We start from the raw sequence: 16,141 nt of genomic DNA on the forward strand, positions 1-16,141 counted from the left end.
GGTGACGGATTAAGCCTGTTCCAGCCCGCTCTGAAGTCGCGCGCAACATAGTTTTAGGGGCTTCGCTAGTCAAGGCACTGGCGAAGCTTGTTTTTTCACAAATTAAATATTTAAAAACAAAGACTTAACGCCAAATCGCCGTTTGTCGACGATGTTTCCCGCGGGAATCGGCATTTTTGACACGCAAATTGCGACAAATTGGCGGTGGTATCAGCTCCAGCCGCCACCATAGGTTCGATAAAAGAGGTGCAAGCCAATCCTGCCGACCTTCTTCATGGATTTTCCCCAGGCGGGACGAACATAGACGGCATGATAGTGAGTCGCCGAGCCCACTTCCGTCAGCCAGATTTTGCCGGCGGTGGTTGCCATGGCCACTTCGCGCGCCATTTTCCAGTGACGTTCGGAATTCACCCGGTCCTTTATATTGTCGCAGGCGAAGGAGAACTGGCAGCGGTTGCGCCAGTCCTTGTTCTGATAAACCACACCGCAGATGGTTTTCGGATAAGCGGGGTTGCGCACGCGGTTAAGGATCACCTGTGCCACCGCCGCCTGTCCCTTGACCGATTCACCGCGCGCCTCGAAATAGATGCCGGATGCGAGGCATTGCTGTTCGGCTGCGGAAAACACGGCAGCGGGCAGCGGCGTTGCCGCCCATGCGTGATCGTCCGCGCCGATCAACGGCACGAAGCGGCCGGCCTCCGGCTTTTTCAGAATGGCGTCGAACGGCGATTCACGGGCGAAATCCGGTTCGGCCGGCGCGTAAGCCGTGGCGAGAATATCGGGAGTCCTGTTGGTGACGAGTTCCGCCAGCATCGGAGAGACGCTTTTGTCGGCCTTCTTTTCTTCACGGCGGAAATAGAAGGAGGCAAGTTTGACGTCGCTGCCGCGTTTCGGTTTCACAAAAGCCGTGCGGTCCTTGCGCTTCAGCGGCTCTATATCCAGCATGCTGGTGCGTTCCAGCACGGAACCGGCGGTGAAGGCCTTTGGCGGCTGCATGATTTCGGTTGCGACGATGCGACCCTTTTTGGCGGCACGGTTGACGCGCTCGCTGTCGGGTGTCGTCTCGTCACCCTTCTTGTTGGTGACGAAAGCCACCTTGCGGCCATCGGGCAGGGTCATGCCGCTGCCATGCAACGCCGCCTCCCCTTCCGCATCGTTAAAGGTGAGCGAGGCATTATGGACAGAGCCTGCCGGAGACGCGGTCAGCACCATGCGCCATTGCTCGCCGCCATTGTCCAGCCCTGCCAGCAGGGAGGCCAAATCCGCGCGTGCGGCAATGGAAGGAAAGACGAGCCAGGCAGCAAGGCCGAAGACAACGGGTGAGGTCCATGCCTGAAGGGACGCAAAGGACCGACGACGCATTACTCTTTTCGAACGCAAAACCAGCACTCCGAACACCAGGAACCATATTTGTTACAGGTGTTCGAGAATCTCTTATTAACCTTGATGCTTGGTTAACGCCGCGCGCGGGCGCGGCTTCACGTTAATGTGTAACCACCTTCTAATAATCAGACGACGACGTGAGAACCGAGTTCCACCACGCGGTTGGCCGGAAGGCGGAAGTAGTCCGAGGGATCGGCGGCCGTTTCGGCAAGCGCGATGAACAGGCGGTTCTGCCAGCCGGGCATGCCCGATTTCGGATCCGGCACCAGCTTGCGGCGACCGAGATAAAACGAGGTGGACATGATGTCGAACTTGTAACCCGTGCGCCTGAGGTAACCGAGCGCCTGGGTGACGTTCTGCGTTTCCATGAAGCCGAAATGCAGTTCGACCACGGCAAAACGATCGCTCAACTTCGTCAGTGTGTAACGATTTTCGGGCCGGACGCGCGGCTGGTCTTCCGTGCGGATCGTCAAAATCACGTTCTTGTCGTGCAGGACGTGGTTGTGCTTGAGATTGTGCAGCAATGCAGCGGGTGCGGCATCCGGATCGCCAGTCAGGAAAATCGCTGTGCCGGGCACGCGCACCGGCGCATGGGCGCTTTCCTTTTCCACCGAAGCCACGAAAGCCTTCAGCGGCACATCGCTGCGGCGGGTTTTGGCGAAAAGGATTTTCGAGCCGCGCTGCCAGGTGGTCATGATGATGGTGAAAGCGATTGCCAGCAACACCGGCACGTAGCCGCCATCATGTATCTTGAGCAGGTTTGCACCGAGGAAAATCAGTTCCAGCAGCAGAAGCGGCGCCAGCACGCCAATCGCCAGCCAGATGGACCATTGCCAGCGCTTGCGAACGAATTCGAAGAACATCATGCTGGTGACGACCATCGCGCCGGTAACGGAAATGCCGTAGGCGGTGGCCAGTGCATCCGAACTTTTGAAGGTGAGCACCAGTGCGACGACGCCGAACAGCAGGATGGTGTTGACGGCGGGAAGATAGATCTGCCCGGTATTGGTTTCCGAAGTGAAGAGGATTTCCATGCGCGGCAGATAGCCGAGATGGATCGCCTGACGCACGAGCGAGAACGCGCCTGTTATAACCGCCTGGCTGGCGATGATGGTGGCGGCGGTCGCAAGAATGACGGCCGGCAGGATCGCCCATTGCGGGAACATCAGGTAAAACGGATTGGACATCGCCGCCGGGTCCTTGAGAACCAGCGCGCCCTGACCGAGATAATTCAGCGTCAGTGCCGGGAAAACCAGACAGAACCATGCCCACTGGATGGGACGGCGGCCGAAATGGCCAAGATCGGCATAAAGCGCTTCAGCACCGGTGATCGTCAGGAAAACCGCGCCCAGCACGACGATGCCATAAAAGCCTTCATTGGCGAGAAACTCGACCGCATGCCAGGGGTTGAAGGCATAGAGAATGCCGAAATCATCGGCGATGTGAATGAGGCCGGCCACACCCATGACCAGGAACCAGACAGCGGTGATCGGTCCGAAGAATTTCGCCACCGTTCCCGTACCGTGCGATTGGATCGCGAAGAGGCCGATGAGAATGCAGACGGAGATCGGAATAATAAAGTCGTCCATGGCCGGAGTGACGAGCTTCAGCCCCTCCACCGCCGAAAGCACTGATAGCGCCGGCGTGATCATGGCATCGCCCAGGAACAGGGCTGCGCCGATGAGGCCGAGCACGATGAGAACGCTGCGGTGAGTGCCCGCCGTCTTCATCAACAGCGCCAGAAGCGAGAGTGTGCCGCCCTCGCCGTCATTGTCGGCGCGCAGCAGGAGCGTGATGTATTTGAACGTCACGATGATCGTCAGAGACCAGATCATCAGGGATGTCAGGCCGATGACTTCTTCTCTCGTCACGCCATCATAGGCGATCGGCTTTAGCGCTTCGCGGAAGGCATAGAGCGGGCTGGTGCCGATATCGCCGTAGACGACGCCAATAGAACCAAGGATCGCGGCATAAAGCCCCTTGTTCTGATGCTTGTCATCCGAATCCGGCTTCTCGGTAAAGTCCTTGTCTGCGATTTGAGACATGATGATCCTGGCTCCTTAGAGCCAGCCCTTCCAACGGAAAAAGAGAAACGGGATGATTGCCGACATCAGCATGACGACGAGCGCGAGTGGATAGCCAAACGTCCAGTTCAACTCCGGCATGAGCTGAAAGTTCATTCCGTAAACCGACGCCACCAGAGTGGGCGGCAGGAACACGACCGACGCGATCGAGAAGATCTTGATGATGCCGTTCTGCTCGATGTTGATGATGCCGAGAGAAGCGTCCAGCAGGAATGTCAGATTGCCGGAAACGAAGGAGGCATGTTCGCTCAACGACTGGATATCCCGACCGATCGATTTGCTCTGTTCCCTCGCGTCCTTGTCCTGCTGGACCTGCGCACTTGTGGACAGGAAAGTCTGCAGGCGTGCAAGGGAAGCAAGGCTGTCGCGAACCTTGGAGATCAGCCGGTGATAGGCGGCAATGTTCGTCAGTCGGTCTTCCAGATAACGCGGTGCCTTGCGCTTGCTGCGCGCCTGGCTGCCGAGAAGATCGGCGGCGAGATTGTCGATGCCTGCCACCGAGTTTTCGAGAATTTCCGCCGTGCGATCGACGATGGTTTCCAGCAGTTTCAGCAACAGCGCGGTGCCGCTGCGCATCTCGTGCGGCACGCGGGTGATGGCGGCGGTGAAGAGGTGGAATGATTTCGGCTCGGCATAACGGATCGTCACAAGGCGCTTGCCGGCAAGAATAAAGGCGACATCTGTTAGGCGCGGACCGTCGGAATCTGCCTTCCAAACCAGAGAGGCGGTCATGAAGACGTTGCCATCTTCCATGTAAAGGCGGCTGGAAGGTTCGATATCCTTCAAATCCTCGCGGGTGGGCAGCTCTAGCCCCAGCAGTTTTTCAACATACTGCTCTTCCGTCCTCGTCGGATTGATAAGGTCGATCCAGACGATATCGTCGGGAATCTGTTCACGGCCGTCGTCTGGCGACAGGCTGATCGCCTCGCAGTTGGCGCGATAGGCTTTTATCAATCCGTTTCTCCGGTCCGCATCGCTGGCTTCAGCCGCAATGCTGCTTAACATATCCTGTTCAAGGTCGGCAAACCTTTGGACGACACTTCAGGGAACACCGGAACGAGCGGGATTTTCACATCCCGCCGGACTGACGGACCAAGAACCAAACGGCGCAGGGCTATGCTCCCAAAGCGAGACCCAATCAAGCAATATTTTCTCGCGACAGCATTGCAGGCGATGCATCTCTAGCGTTCAAATGCATCGGCCTTTCCCGAAGCCACCAGTTAACATATTGTTTCTAAAATATATCCAGGCAGGACAACCGTCCGGCCTTTTTTCTTCCTTAACCGGTACGTTATTCGAAAACGATTTTCGGGGCGGCTTTTCTTTCGCCCGCACCGATGCGGGCCCAGACTTTTTCCGCAATATCGCGGTAGATGGCGGCCTGCGGACCATCCGGCTCGGCGGCAACCACCGGCGTTCCGGCATCAGACATTTCACGGATGGAAATGGTGAGCGGCACTTCGCCGAGGAACGGCACGCCAATCCGCTCAGCCTCTGCCTTGGCACCGCCATGGCCGAAAATATCATAACGCGCGCCGGTATCCGGTGCGATGAAGTAGCTCATATTCTCGACGACGCCGAGCAGCGGCACTTCCACCTTGCGGAACATGGTGATGCCCTTGCGCGCGTCGATCAGCGCCAGATCCTGCGGCGTGGAGACGATGACGGCGCCGGCGAGCGGCACCTGCTGGGCGATGGTGAGTTGCGCGTCGCCGGTGCCAGGCGGCATGTCGAGCACCAGCACATCGAGTTCACCCCAGGCGACTTCACGCAACATCTGCATCAATGCGGACTGAACCATCGGCCCGCGCCAGATCATCGCCGCTTCCTCATCCACCAGAAATCCCATGGACATGACCTTCAGTCCGTAATTTTCCATGGGGATGATGATGCGGTCTTCCTGCTGCTGCGGGCGTCCTGAAATCTTCAGCAGTCGTGGCAGCGAGGGGCCGTAAATGTCGGCGTCGAGCATGCCAACCTTGAGGCCCAGCGCCTGTAGGCCCAGCGCCAGGTTGACGGCGGTCGTGGACTTGCCGACCCCGCCCTTGCCCGAGGCAACCGCGATGATCGCGCCGACGCCGGGAACGCCGACCTTCGACGAGCCGGGCTGCGCGGGCGGGCGGCCGGTTGCAGCCGCAGGGCGCGCAGGTGCCGGTGCCGGGCGCGCTGGTGCGGGTTGTTGTGTGCCGGGTTTGCGATCCGCCGTCAGCGCGACGACAGCACCGGCGATACCCGGAACGCCCTTGGCGGCCTGTTCAGCCGAAAGCCTCAACGGCTCCATGTCGGCTGCCCTGTCGGCCGGGACGGTAATAGAGAAATAGGCTTTCGCGTCGGCGATGAAGATTTCCGAGACCATGCCAAGCGCCACAATGCTTTTGCCGCTGCCCGGATAGATGACTGCCTCCAAAGCCGTTTCGACCTGGTGCTTGCTGACCTCTGCCATATGTTTACTCCGCTACATCATCCCGCCGGATATGGGCTGCATTCCGCGCCATCCATAGACAAACGCGGCCCGTTCGCCAATGCCAAACCGCAAACAGCGGATCATCGCGACGGTTTATTCGCAGACTTCAGATTTCGTCGTCCATATCAAGCGTTTCCGGATCGAAAACCCGACCATCGAAAAAACAGTCGGGGCCGAGGACAAGACCCGAGCGTGACGCCCCGACATGGACCGGCTCCCGCAACGTGCCTTCCAGCTTCAGGTTCGCGCCCGGCACCGGCACGAAAAGCGGCTTCATCGCCTTGCGGAAGATATCCGGCCGATAGGCATTGCGCGCGGCCTCCACCACGGCTGCATCGAACCGGCGATCGGGGGGCACCTCGCCCCAGCGCAACATCTGGCTGAAGAACCACAGCGCCTGGCTTTGCCAGGGGAAATTGGCGGCCTTGGCGCTTGTTACGAAAAACTCCTGAAAACGCTGCATGTCCCTTTGCGAAGTGGAAATATAGCCCGTCAGCGCCGGAAGCAGGAATTCGCCGTTCTCGTCAATATAATGGGGGGCGGCAAGAATGCCGGTAAGTTCCTCGATATTGGCGGAGTTGGCGCACCATTCGCCGGCGCGATAGAGCGAACGCAGCAAGCCTTCCAGCACAGTGGCGTTCTCTTCCGCCCAGGGCCGCTTCACGGCCAGTATCTTTTCAGGCGCATTGTGCCAGATCAGCGCTCCCGTGGTGACGATCCGCCCGCCGCCACCCAGCACCACAGCGCTGCCCGCCGGTTCGGCGGTACAGAGCGCATCGACCTTGCCGCTTTCCAAAAGTGCCGGCATAGCCTTCGGCAGGGCTTCGACGATTTCCATGTCGCGGCCGAGCAGCACACCGCAGCTTCCGAGCAGATAACGCAACGCATAAAACGGCGTGGACACGATATCCTCGATCGCAAAGACCGGCGGTTTTTCACCCGCCGCCCGGCGCGCGGAACAGACACGGGCCATCGCCCGCCCGAACGCGGCCGGGTCCGGCAGCTTCATGCCCTCCCGGTAAAGCTCGTCGAAAAATCCGTGCGAAACGGTCGTTGCCGATCCGCCAAGGGAAAGAGTGAAGACGCCGACAATATCGGCCGGCAGGTCATCGAGGCCAACCGCGGAACCGACGGGAACCGCGGCAGGCAAATGGGCGATCTGAACCTCGTCCTCGCCAAGTGCTGCAAGCACAGCGCGCGCGGATTGTTTTCGGATGAGTTCCAGTTCTACGCCTTCGTCGGCAGCAAAGCCTTTTTCGGCAGCGGCTATCAGTACGGCGCAATCGACAGTCGGAGAAAACCCCGCTTTTATCCTATGCCGTTCCGGCAAACGATTTCTCCTTCCCGGTGATTCGAAAGAAGGATCGCCCAGGAACCCATTTATCACAATGATAAATTTGCGGTTTCGCTATTTAATCAGACCGACACGGAGCGCCTTTGCGACGGCTTGGGTGCGGTTGACAGTATCGAGTTTTTTCGTCGCACGGTTCAGGTAGTGATTGATGGTATGTTCCGAGAGCATCATGATTTCAGCGATCTCGGCGCTGGTCTTGCCGGCGGCCGTCCAGTTCAGACAATCTATCTCGCGCTCGTTCAATGTCTCGGGAACCCGCAGATCAAGGCGGCGGATTTCAGATAGCCGGGCAAAGATGTGGCTGGAAATGTAAAAAAGTTCCGCTAGCTGGCTGGTGGGCAAAGTCGTTTTGTTACCGGAAAAGGACACCGCTCCCCGCATCGTGGTGATGTCGTGAACGGGAAACCACACCGAATTGATCATATCGAACCGCTCAAAAAGTCCGATGACCGGTTTCTTCGGCGCGTTTTCGTCGCCGCTAACCAGAAAATCCAGGGAGACGGAAAAGGGTGTGGTCGATTTCTTCAACTGCGCCATAACCCGGCTTCTCTGCAGCATGCCCTCTTCATCATAACGCTGCAAAAGCTCGGCCGGCCAGCTGGTGATGATGGTGCATTGCGACAATTCGCTCGCCATTTCGGCCGACAGGTCAAGCACCATGAAGGCCTTGAATCCCCAGGCTTCCGTCAGCCGTTTCAAAAACCGGAATATATCAAATTGCGTGTTGAGACCGGCGATCTCGCGAACGCAATCAACACCAATCGACTGAACGGCGGCCGTCTCTGTTTTCTGCATGAAGCGGTTCTTCAAAAAAGAGAAAATACCGCCGCAAAGGCCTGCCTTCGTGCGGAAATTGCGCGGATGTTACTCGCCAAAATGATTCATGCAAACAAAAGTTGAAACTTAATTCCGAATAATCGAAAATAAGATTTCACTTACACGCATCGCCGCGCGATCTGCCGTTTTTCAAGCGGAAACCAAAAGCTTCACGCATCCATTTTTCTCAACCATTCGCAACCGGAGATAATCTGCAGGCAAGTTCCGCCGAAATTTGATCGGCCGTTTCGCGCACCAAAGGACCCCATTTCCGCAGTTGCTCCACATCCACGCGATAGGCTGGGCCGGTGACGGAAATCGCCGCGAGAAAATTGCGCCCCGGCGCCCTTACCGGCGCGGCAACGCAGTGAATGCCGATCTCATGCTCCTGAAGGTCGAAACCGTAGCCATTGCTGCGAATGGCGGCCACATCCTGCGCCAGCATTTGCGGGGTTACGATCGTATTTTGCGTGAAGCGGTGGAAGTCCAGCTCTGCGGCAAGTGCAGCGAGATCATCAGGGGAGAGCATTGACAGCGCGGCCTTGCCCACCCCTGTGCAATAGGCGGGTGATGTCTTGCCCACCTGCGAATGCATGCGCAAAGTATGCTTGCCCTCCATCTTGTCCAGATAGGTGACTTGCCCGCCGTTCAGAACGGCAAGATGCACGGATTCCTGCGTCGCCTCCTGCAATGCCGCCAGATGCGGCGCGGCAACGCTGCGCAGATCATTGCTGCTCCAGGCCTTGGCGGCCAGTTGCAGCAGCCTCAGACCCACGACATAGGTTTGGTCGGCGACATGATCGACCAGACCTTCGGCCACGAGATGGGCGAGCTGGCGGTGCACCGTGCCGCGCGGCTGGCCGCAAGCCTCGACAACGTCGGTGAAGCGCATCGGTTTTTCGGCAAGGGCGATAAGCTCCAGAAGCGAGACAGCCTTACCAAGCGTGCCGGTTACGCTTTCCTTTTTTCGCTCCAAGGCAGGAACCACCTCATGCTCGCTGTCATTTGGGTTTTTGTGATCGGGCATGGCAACATCCACCGTCATCTGTCTTGACATAAGTCTGCGGCCAAGAGAATAATTCCATTTAGTAAAATCTAGTTCCAAATAATGGAACAATCAAGCCCCTCACTGGACGAGACGATGCCGATGATGCAAGCCCATTTCCCTGACCTCAAGGACGCGGGCGTGCTCGTCACCGGCGGCGGCTCCGGCATCGGGGCATCGCTGGTAGAGGCCTTTGCGGCGCAGGACGCAAGGGTCGCGTTCATCGACATCGCCGAAGAGCCGAGTGTGGCGCTCGTTGCGCGGCTTGCTCATGCCGCACGCCATCCGGTCCATTTCTTCAAGACCGACCTGCGCGATATTGCGGCGACCCGGCAGAGCGTGGAGGCGGCAGCAGCTGCAACCGGCGGCATCAAGGTGCTCGTCAACAATGCCGCATGGGACGACCGCCACGACATCGATACCGTCACAGAAGCCTATTGGGATGCCAATCAGGCCGTCAATCTCAAGCAGATGTTCTTCACGGTTCAGGCCGCCTTGCCACATCTGCGGCAGGCGCAGGACGCAGCCATCATCAATTTCTCCTCGATTTCATTTCTGCTGAACATGGGCGAGCTTCCTTCTTATGCGGCAGCCAAGGCCGGCATCATCGGCCTGACGAAAAGCCTGGCCGGACGGTTGGGGCCGGAAAATATCCGCGTCAACACGCTGCTGCCGGGCATGATCGTGACGGAACGGCAGAAAGAATTGTGGCTGACGGACGACGACGTCACCTCGACCACGGCACGGCAATGTCTCAAGCGCACGCTTGTCGCCGCCGATCTGGTGGGTCCGTGCCTGTTTCTCGCATCATCGGCATCGAGCGCGATCACCGCGCAATCCATAATCGTAGACGGAGGCCTGTTATAATGTCTGAACCCGCTTTTATCGCCGTCGACTGGGGCACGACCAGTTTCCGGCTCTGGCTGCTCAGCCGGTCCGGCGCGGTGCTGGCTGAGCGCAGAAGTGCTGAAGGCATGACGACGGCCATGCGGACCGGCTTTACAGAGGTGCTGCAATCGCATCTCGGTGCCATCGGCGCACCGGAAAAACTGCCGGTTCTTATCTGCGGCATGGCGGGTGCGCGGCAGGGCTGGGTGGAGGCCGGTTATATCGACGTGCCTGCATCGCTTTCAGCGGTTCTCGATGGTGCGGTGCGCGTGCCGGGTCAGGAGCGGGATGTCCGCATTCTGCCGGGGTTGGCGCAGCGGGACAAAAACGCACCTGATGTGATGCGTGGCGAAGAAACGCAATTGCTCGGTGCACTCAGCTCCGCCGGTGGCGGCAGGAAGCTGGTCTGCATGCCCGGCACCCATTCCAAATGGGTAACGGTGGATGGCAGCGACGTGACGGGCTTTGCCACCTTCATGACCGGTGAGCTGTTCGAGGTCATCTCGAAACAGACCATCCTTTCCCATGCGGTGTCGGAAGCCGAAGCCTTTACCGGCGAGCACGAGGTATTCAGGGCGGCGGTGCGTGACGTCTATGCCAATCCGCAGCTCGCCACCAACCGTCTGTTCACCCTGCGCTCCGGACAATTGCTGCACGGCCTCACCGCGACAGACGCCAAGGCCAAGCTTTCCGGCATCATGATCGGACTGGAAATCGCCGGTGCGCATTCCTCCGTACGGCGGGACACGCCGGTGGTGCTGATCGGCTCTGGCGCGCTCGGTGCGCTTTACGAGGGTGCATTCGCAGCCCTTGAGATTCAATATACTGTCATCGACGCAGACGAGGCCGTTCGGCGCGGGTTGTTAGCCGCCGCAAATGCCATCTGGTCATAGATTATTCAGTGGAGCGGAATTCCAGGCGAAAACCGCTCACGCTTTTCGCCATCCCGCTCAAGGACGAAAGACCCACCATGCGTATCCCCTTCCCCGCCATGAAATATCCGCTGATCGCCATCCTGCGCGGCCTTAAACCCGAGGAAACCGAAGGCGTCGTCGGCGCGCTGATCGAGACGGGCTTCCGCGCCATCGAAATCCCGCTCAATTCGCCCGATCCGTTCCGCTCGATCGAGATCGCCGCGAAGATGGCGCCCGCCGATTGCCTGATCGGCGCCGGCACCGTGCTCAGCACGGAAGACGTGGATGCGCTGGACGCCGCCGGTGGCAAGCTGATGGTCAGCCCCAACGCCGATGCCGACGTCATCACCGCCGCGCGCGTCAAGGGCATGGTGACGATGCCGGGCGTTCTGACTCCGACCGAGGCTTTGGTTGCCGCAAAAGCCGGAGCAACCGGGCTGAAGTTCTTTCCCGCCAGCATCATCGGCCCGTCCGGCATCAATGCGATCCGGACGATCCTGCCGAAGGATCTGGTCATTGCCGCCGTTGGTGGCGTCTCGGACAAGAATTTCGCCGACTATACCAACGCCGGCATCCTCGCTTTCGGGCTTGGCACCAGTCTCTACAAGCCCGGCATGAAGGCTGCGGAAGTGCGCGAGCGCGCCATCGTCACGCTTTCGGCCTATGATGCAGCAATTGGAGGATAAAAGCATGGCGACCGTTTTTCCCTTTGCCGGACGTGTTCTTGACGAAACGCCGATGACGCTTGGCGAAGGCCCGACTTTCGACCCGGCGACCGGCACGGCCTGGTGGTTCAATATCATCGGGCGCGAACTGCATGAATTGCATCTCGCTTCCGGCCGCAAAACGGTGCACGCCCTGCCCTTCATGGGCAGCGCACTGGCGAAAATCAGCGACCACAAGCAATTGATCGCCTCCGATGACGGCCTTTTCCTTCGCGATACGGCAACCGGCGTGTTGACGCTGCATGCGGAGCTTGAAAATGACATGCCCGACAACCGCTCCAATGACGGGCGTATGCATCCCTCGGGCGCGCTGTGGATCGGCACCATGGGCCGCAAGGCGCAAATCGGCGCGGGCAGCATCTACCATGTTGCCAGGGGAACCGTGACCAAGCTGTTTGCCGATGTCAGCATTCCAAATTCGATCTGCTTTTCGCCCGATGGCGCGACCGGATATTACGTCGACACCAAGGTCAACCAGCTGATGAAGGTGCCTCTCGATGCCGAGACGGGACTTCCCACCGGCAAGGCAGAGGTGTTCATTGACACCGCCGGCATCGACGGTGGCGTAGACGGATCGGTCTGCGATGCGGAAGGACATATCTGGAACGCCCGCTGGGGCATGGGTGCGGTCGATCGTTACGATGCCGACGGCAACCACATCGAACGCTATCTGGTGCCAGCGGGACAGACCACCTGCCCGGCCTTCATCGGCCCCGATGCGTCGCGCCTTCTCGTCACATCCGCCCGCGAAAATCTTGACGACGACGCCATTGCCGCCAATCCGCAGCACGGAAAGACATTCGAGCTCGGGATTGAGGTGAAGGGCAGGTTCGAGCCGCTCTACCGGTTGTGAAGCGCGGCGCGTGCCGCCTTCTCATTCCTGTGCTCGTCACAGGGATGAGGTTGGGGAGGTCCCTACAGCCTTATGTGCAAGGCCACTCCATTTCTCAAGGGATATCCGACAGGATCTCGCGATAGTTTTCGTGAAGGTAACGCTGCGTGGCGGCGGCATCGGCGGGGCGGCCGTAAAAATAGCCCTGCCCCATAGCGCAGCCGAGCGCGCGCAGTTTTTCCTCTTCCGCCTGTTCCTCGATACCCTCCGCGACGACCTCGAGATCAAGCCCTTCGCACATGGCGACGATGGCCTTGATGATATGTTCCGAAGGACGGTCGCTGCTGATGCGGGAGACAAAGGCGCGGTCGATCTTGACCTTGTCGAAGGTGAAGTCGCGCAGGCGGCCAAGGCTCGACTGGCCGGTGCCGAAATCGTCAAGAGAGATACGAACACCCGCACCCTGCAATTCGCTGATGATGCGCTGCGCGGTATCGGCGGATGTCATGACAGCGGTTTCGGTGATTTCAAGCTCCAGCCGGTGCGGATCAAGGCCGACACGCGACAGGATGGACAGAATATTATCCGCTGTGCCGGGATCCATCAATTGCGCGGACGACAGGTTGAAGGACAGGAAAAGCTCTCGCGGCCAGAACAGCGCCGCTTCCGCCGCCTTCCTCAGCAGCGCTTCCGACAGCGCGTCGATGAAACCGCGTTCTTCGGCCAGCGGCACGAAAACGGCGGGCGACACGAAACCGAGATCGGGGTCATTCCAGCGGGCGAGTGCCTCGAAACCGATGACCTTCGCTTCTTCCAGCCTGACGATGGGCTGGAAATGCACGTCGATCGCATCGGTGATGATGGCGTTACGCAACGCCTGTTCCAGCTGGGTGGCGCGCTTCATTTCCTGCGCAATCTCGCGCGAATAGACCGTTATCTGGCCACGGCCACGGCGCTTGGAGCGGTAAAGCGCAGTCTCGGCGCTTTTCAGCAAATCCTCGAAATCATCGCCGGCGAAGGGATAGATGGCAAAACCGAAGGAGGAGGAAAGCCGGACGTTGCGGTCGCCGAGATCGTAAGGCGCAGAAAGCACGTCCTTGATCATGTTGCCTATGCGCTCTGCGCCGGTGCGTTCGAATACCAGCGGCAGCACGAAGGCGAACTCGTCGCCATCATGGCGCGTCACGGCGGCGCCATCGGGAATGCAAGCCTTCAGCCGATGCGCGACCTGGCACAAAATCTCGTCGCCCGCCTGCACGCCGAAAAGATCGTTGATGGGTTTGAAGCCGTCAATATTCGCAATGCCGACGGTGAAGGGCGCGGGATCGCTGGAACGCTCGCTGGCGAGCATGCGGATCTTGTCCCGCAAACGGTAACGATTGCCAAGCCCCGTCAGCGGATCGCTGTAAGCCATCGCCTGCAGCTCGTTCTGGCTGACGTGCAACGCCTGCGGCTCTGCCCGTTTCATTTCTGCATCTCGTGAATCCCGTGTCGACCGCGATCACAATGCAGGGCAAGTATTAAAAAAGCCATAGAACCGCGCACCGAAAATGCGGCGGCGTCTCCGCAATGCCAGCGGCTCGAACACAAAAAGCCGAAATGGAGGAGCTTCAGGCTTGCAGCCGCAGGGCATCCTTGCCGAAAAGGCGCAGAAAAACGGCATCGACCATATCGGGACTGACGGGTTTCAGCAGCATGTCTTCCATGCCCGCCGCCAGGCATTTGTCGAGATCGCCCTCGAAAGCGTGGGTGATGACGCCGACGATGGGAATGCGCTCGTCGCCGGCCAGTGCACGCATACGGCGGGCGACCTCAAAACCGTCGATATCGCCAAGCGTGGTGTCGAGCAGGACGACGGACGGTGCCTGTTTCTCAAAAAGACGCAACGCCTCCTCACCCGACGTGGCAAGCCGCCACGACAGCCCCAATCCCTCAAGGATTTGTGAGAAGACGATCTGGTTGACCCTGTTGTCCTCAACGAGAAGTATCTCGCAGACGCCGCCGGTCTTGAGGATTTTGGGCAGGTCTTCGGTCATGATCTCCCAGTCCTCGTCGGAGGACTTTTCCTTCGGAGAAGATTTGAGGCCGACGGCGAGATAATGCAGCAGCGAAGCATCGATCTCCTCTTCCTCGATGGTGACGACCGGCAGGTCATGCGCGGCCGCGATATCGAGGCATGTGACGCTCATCTGGGCGTCGACGACGACGACATCGATGCCGACGCCTGCGGAAGCGGCGATATCGATGAAACTACGCTGTTCTTCCTCGCTCCTCACCACGGCATGATCCATGCCGCTCGCGGCCAGCCGGTGGCAGGCGGCTTCGGCAAAGCGCCCGTTTCCGGAAACCACCAGCACTGCCTTGCTTTTCAGCAGACCGCCTGCGGAATCGCGATCTTCATCCTTGCCATAGGTGGAGGCGACGAAATCGACATGTTCGAGCGAGGGGATGACGGGCATGCCGTTCGCGTCGATGGTGGCGAGCGCGGTCACGTCCTCCATCGTCGTGACCAGAAAATGCCGGCCAGGCCGACCCACCCGCTGCTTGCGGGTAATCGTCAGCACCTCTTCACCATTCGCGCGCCTCACCCTTTCGGGAAGGATGCTCGGCGTTCCGCTGTCCAGCACCATGCGATCGGCAGCGTCGATCCGGCCTGCGACCTGGCGCGAATGCAGGTCGAAAACCGTGCGGCCGAGAATGCTCTCTGCACTGGTCTCGACCATGGTGCAGGCGGCTTTATTTACGGCGACATAGGCGAGGTTCCGGTCCTTGACGAGGACCGGAAACGGCAGATTGTCGAGAATGTCTTCGATCAGTTGCACGCGTTCGAGGTCGATGCGCCACTGTTCTTCTCTTTTCTTCTGTTCGGAAATATCGGCAACGACGCTGATGCCCAGCCCGGAAGGCAGGCGGTTCATGACGAAGCGCAGGAAGCGCTCCCCCTTCAGCCGCTCGGTTTTTTCAGACCTTTCCTTCCAGTGCAGCGCCAGCCGCTCGCCAATCCATTCCTCACGTCCCAGCTGCCGGGCATTGGCGGACAGGCTTTCCGCTTCCAGAAGATAACAATCGTAAAGCGCGCTCAGATAGTCGCGCAGCCGCGCGCCCGGCCCGATAACGGCCTCTTGCAGTGGAAAAAAACTCAAAAGCTTCCGGCTTGCGAAAACGATGTGATCGTTCCGGTCGTAAACGACGATCGCCGCGCCAAGCGCGTCGCAAAGGGCATCAAGCATCACCGTATGAACGCCCGCGCCGGAGGACGCCAAATCACTCAACTGCAAACTCCCACCTGTTTTCAGGGTCAGGCTTATGTTTCTATTGGAATCGTCCGAGGCAAATGCCGGGATGAAACGGTAAATTCCGCAAAAGAGACATCAGGGTTCGCTACTTGAAGCAGTCTTGAGGGGAAGATGACGTTCACCCATATACGACGTCACACCACCCGGCGAAGGGGGGCCTCGTTCCTGCAGTCATTTCAAGCCGCCTCACCATATGCAAGGCCGATTAAAGGCGGATTAACGCTTAACCTGACGTTGAACGGAAATGATCAAACGCCGGGCAGGCCGCAAAACATGTGCAAACTTTCACGACTTGAGTTTTTTGCTTTCGAAGCCGTGACGAATCCGCGAAAATGATGAT

At 59.1% G+C, this 16,141-nt stretch carries 13 protein-coding genes; 4 read left to right on the top strand and 9 right to left on the bottom strand.

Translation table 11 applies throughout. The features are described 5' to 3' along the window. Window positions 1-210: 210 nt before the first annotated feature. The 7 genes from FB593_RS05950 to FB593_RS05980 form a co-directional block, all read right to left on the bottom strand. The gene (locus FB593_RS05950; protein WP_186447889.1) at window positions 211-1,362 is read right to left on the bottom strand and encodes a cell wall hydrolase; all 1,152 of its coding nucleotides are present in this window, start codon (window positions 1,360-1,362) and stop codon (window positions 211-213) included. A gap of 146 nt (window positions 1,363-1,508) precedes the next feature. Next, window positions 1,509-3,428, bottom strand: a complete 1,920-nt coding sequence (locus tag FB593_RS05955; protein ID WP_013635578.1) for a potassium transporter Kup — start codon at window positions 3,426-3,428, stop codon at window positions 1,509-1,511. A gap of 15 nt (window positions 3,429-3,443) precedes the next feature. Continuing rightward, entirely contained in the window at window positions 3,444-4,421 is a 978-nt protein-coding gene (corA, locus tag FB593_RS05960; protein WP_013635577.1) for a magnesium/cobalt transporter CorA, read from the bottom strand. 337 nt (window positions 4,422-4,758) lie between these two features. Then, entirely contained in the window at window positions 4,759-5,910 is a 1,152-nt protein-coding gene (locus tag FB593_RS05965; RefSeq protein WP_019564221.1) for an Mrp/NBP35 family ATP-binding protein, read from the bottom strand. A 127-nt stretch (window positions 5,911-6,037) separates the two neighbouring features. Continuing rightward, window positions 6,038-7,261 (bottom strand): CmpA/NrtA family ABC transporter substrate-binding protein, encoded by a 1,224-nt coding sequence (locus FB593_RS05970; RefSeq protein WP_003519038.1) that lies wholly within the window; start codon window positions 7,259-7,261, stop codon window positions 6,038-6,040. A gap of 78 nt (window positions 7,262-7,339) precedes the next feature. Continuing rightward, window positions 7,340-8,080: a helix-turn-helix transcriptional regulator gene (locus tag FB593_RS05975; RefSeq protein ID WP_025592618.1), complete on the bottom strand. Its 741-nt coding sequence runs from the start codon at window positions 8,078-8,080 to the stop codon at window positions 7,340-7,342. Window positions 8,081-8,288: 208 nt separating this feature from the next. Continuing rightward, on the bottom strand, window positions 8,289-9,158 hold the full coding sequence (locus tag FB593_RS05980) for an IclR family transcriptional regulator (protein WP_162760770.1): 870 nt from the start codon (window positions 9,156-9,158) through the stop codon (window positions 8,289-8,291). Window positions 9,159-9,242: 84 nt separating this feature from the next. On the opposite strand from FB593_RS05980, the gene FB593_RS05985 reads away from it, so the two are divergent. From FB593_RS05985 to FB593_RS06000, 4 genes are all read left to right on the top strand, one after another. Continuing rightward, entirely contained in the window at window positions 9,243-10,013 is a 771-nt protein-coding gene (locus tag FB593_RS05985; RefSeq protein WP_113472837.1) for an SDR family NAD(P)-dependent oxidoreductase, read from the top strand. After that, window positions 10,013-10,927 carry a 2-dehydro-3-deoxygalactonokinase gene (locus FB593_RS05990; protein WP_112289531.1) on the top strand — a complete coding sequence of 305 codons (915 nt, stop codon included), beginning with the start codon at window positions 10,013-10,015 and terminating at the stop codon, window positions 10,925-10,927. Before FB593_RS05985 ends, FB593_RS05990 begins: the two co-directional genes overlap by 1 nt. Window positions 10,928-11,004: 77 nt before the next feature. Continuing rightward, on the top strand, window positions 11,005-11,634 hold the full coding sequence (locus tag FB593_RS05995; RefSeq protein WP_113472878.1) for a 2-dehydro-3-deoxy-6-phosphogalactonate aldolase: 630 nt from the start codon (window positions 11,005-11,007) through the stop codon (window positions 11,632-11,634). Window positions 11,635-11,638: 4 nt separating this feature from the next. Continuing rightward, window positions 11,639-12,526 carry an SMP-30/gluconolactonase/LRE family protein gene (locus FB593_RS06000; RefSeq protein WP_113472836.1) on the top strand — a complete coding sequence of 296 codons (888 nt, stop codon included), beginning with the start codon at window positions 11,639-11,641 and terminating at the stop codon, window positions 12,524-12,526. A gap of 94 nt (window positions 12,527-12,620) precedes the next feature. Here the strand turns inward: FB593_RS06000 and FB593_RS06005 are convergent, their stop codons facing one another. Together FB593_RS06005 and FB593_RS06010 are read right to left on the bottom strand one after the other, a co-directional pair. After that, the gene (locus FB593_RS06005) at window positions 12,621-13,973 is read right to left on the bottom strand and encodes a putative bifunctional diguanylate cyclase/phosphodiesterase (protein ID WP_003519050.1); all 1,353 of its coding nucleotides are present in this window, start codon (window positions 13,971-13,973) and stop codon (window positions 12,621-12,623) included. Between the two features lie 142 nt (window positions 13,974-14,115). Further along, on the bottom strand, window positions 14,116-15,735 hold the full coding sequence (locus FB593_RS06010) for a response regulator (RefSeq protein ID WP_162714258.1): 1,620 nt from the start codon (window positions 15,733-15,735) through the stop codon (window positions 14,116-14,118). Window positions 15,736-16,141 lie beyond the last annotated feature (406 nt).

It is taken from the genome of Rhizobium sp. SJZ105 (assembly GCF_007828365.1).
GTDB lineage: Bacteria > Pseudomonadota > Alphaproteobacteria > Rhizobiales > Rhizobiaceae > Agrobacterium > Agrobacterium tumefaciens.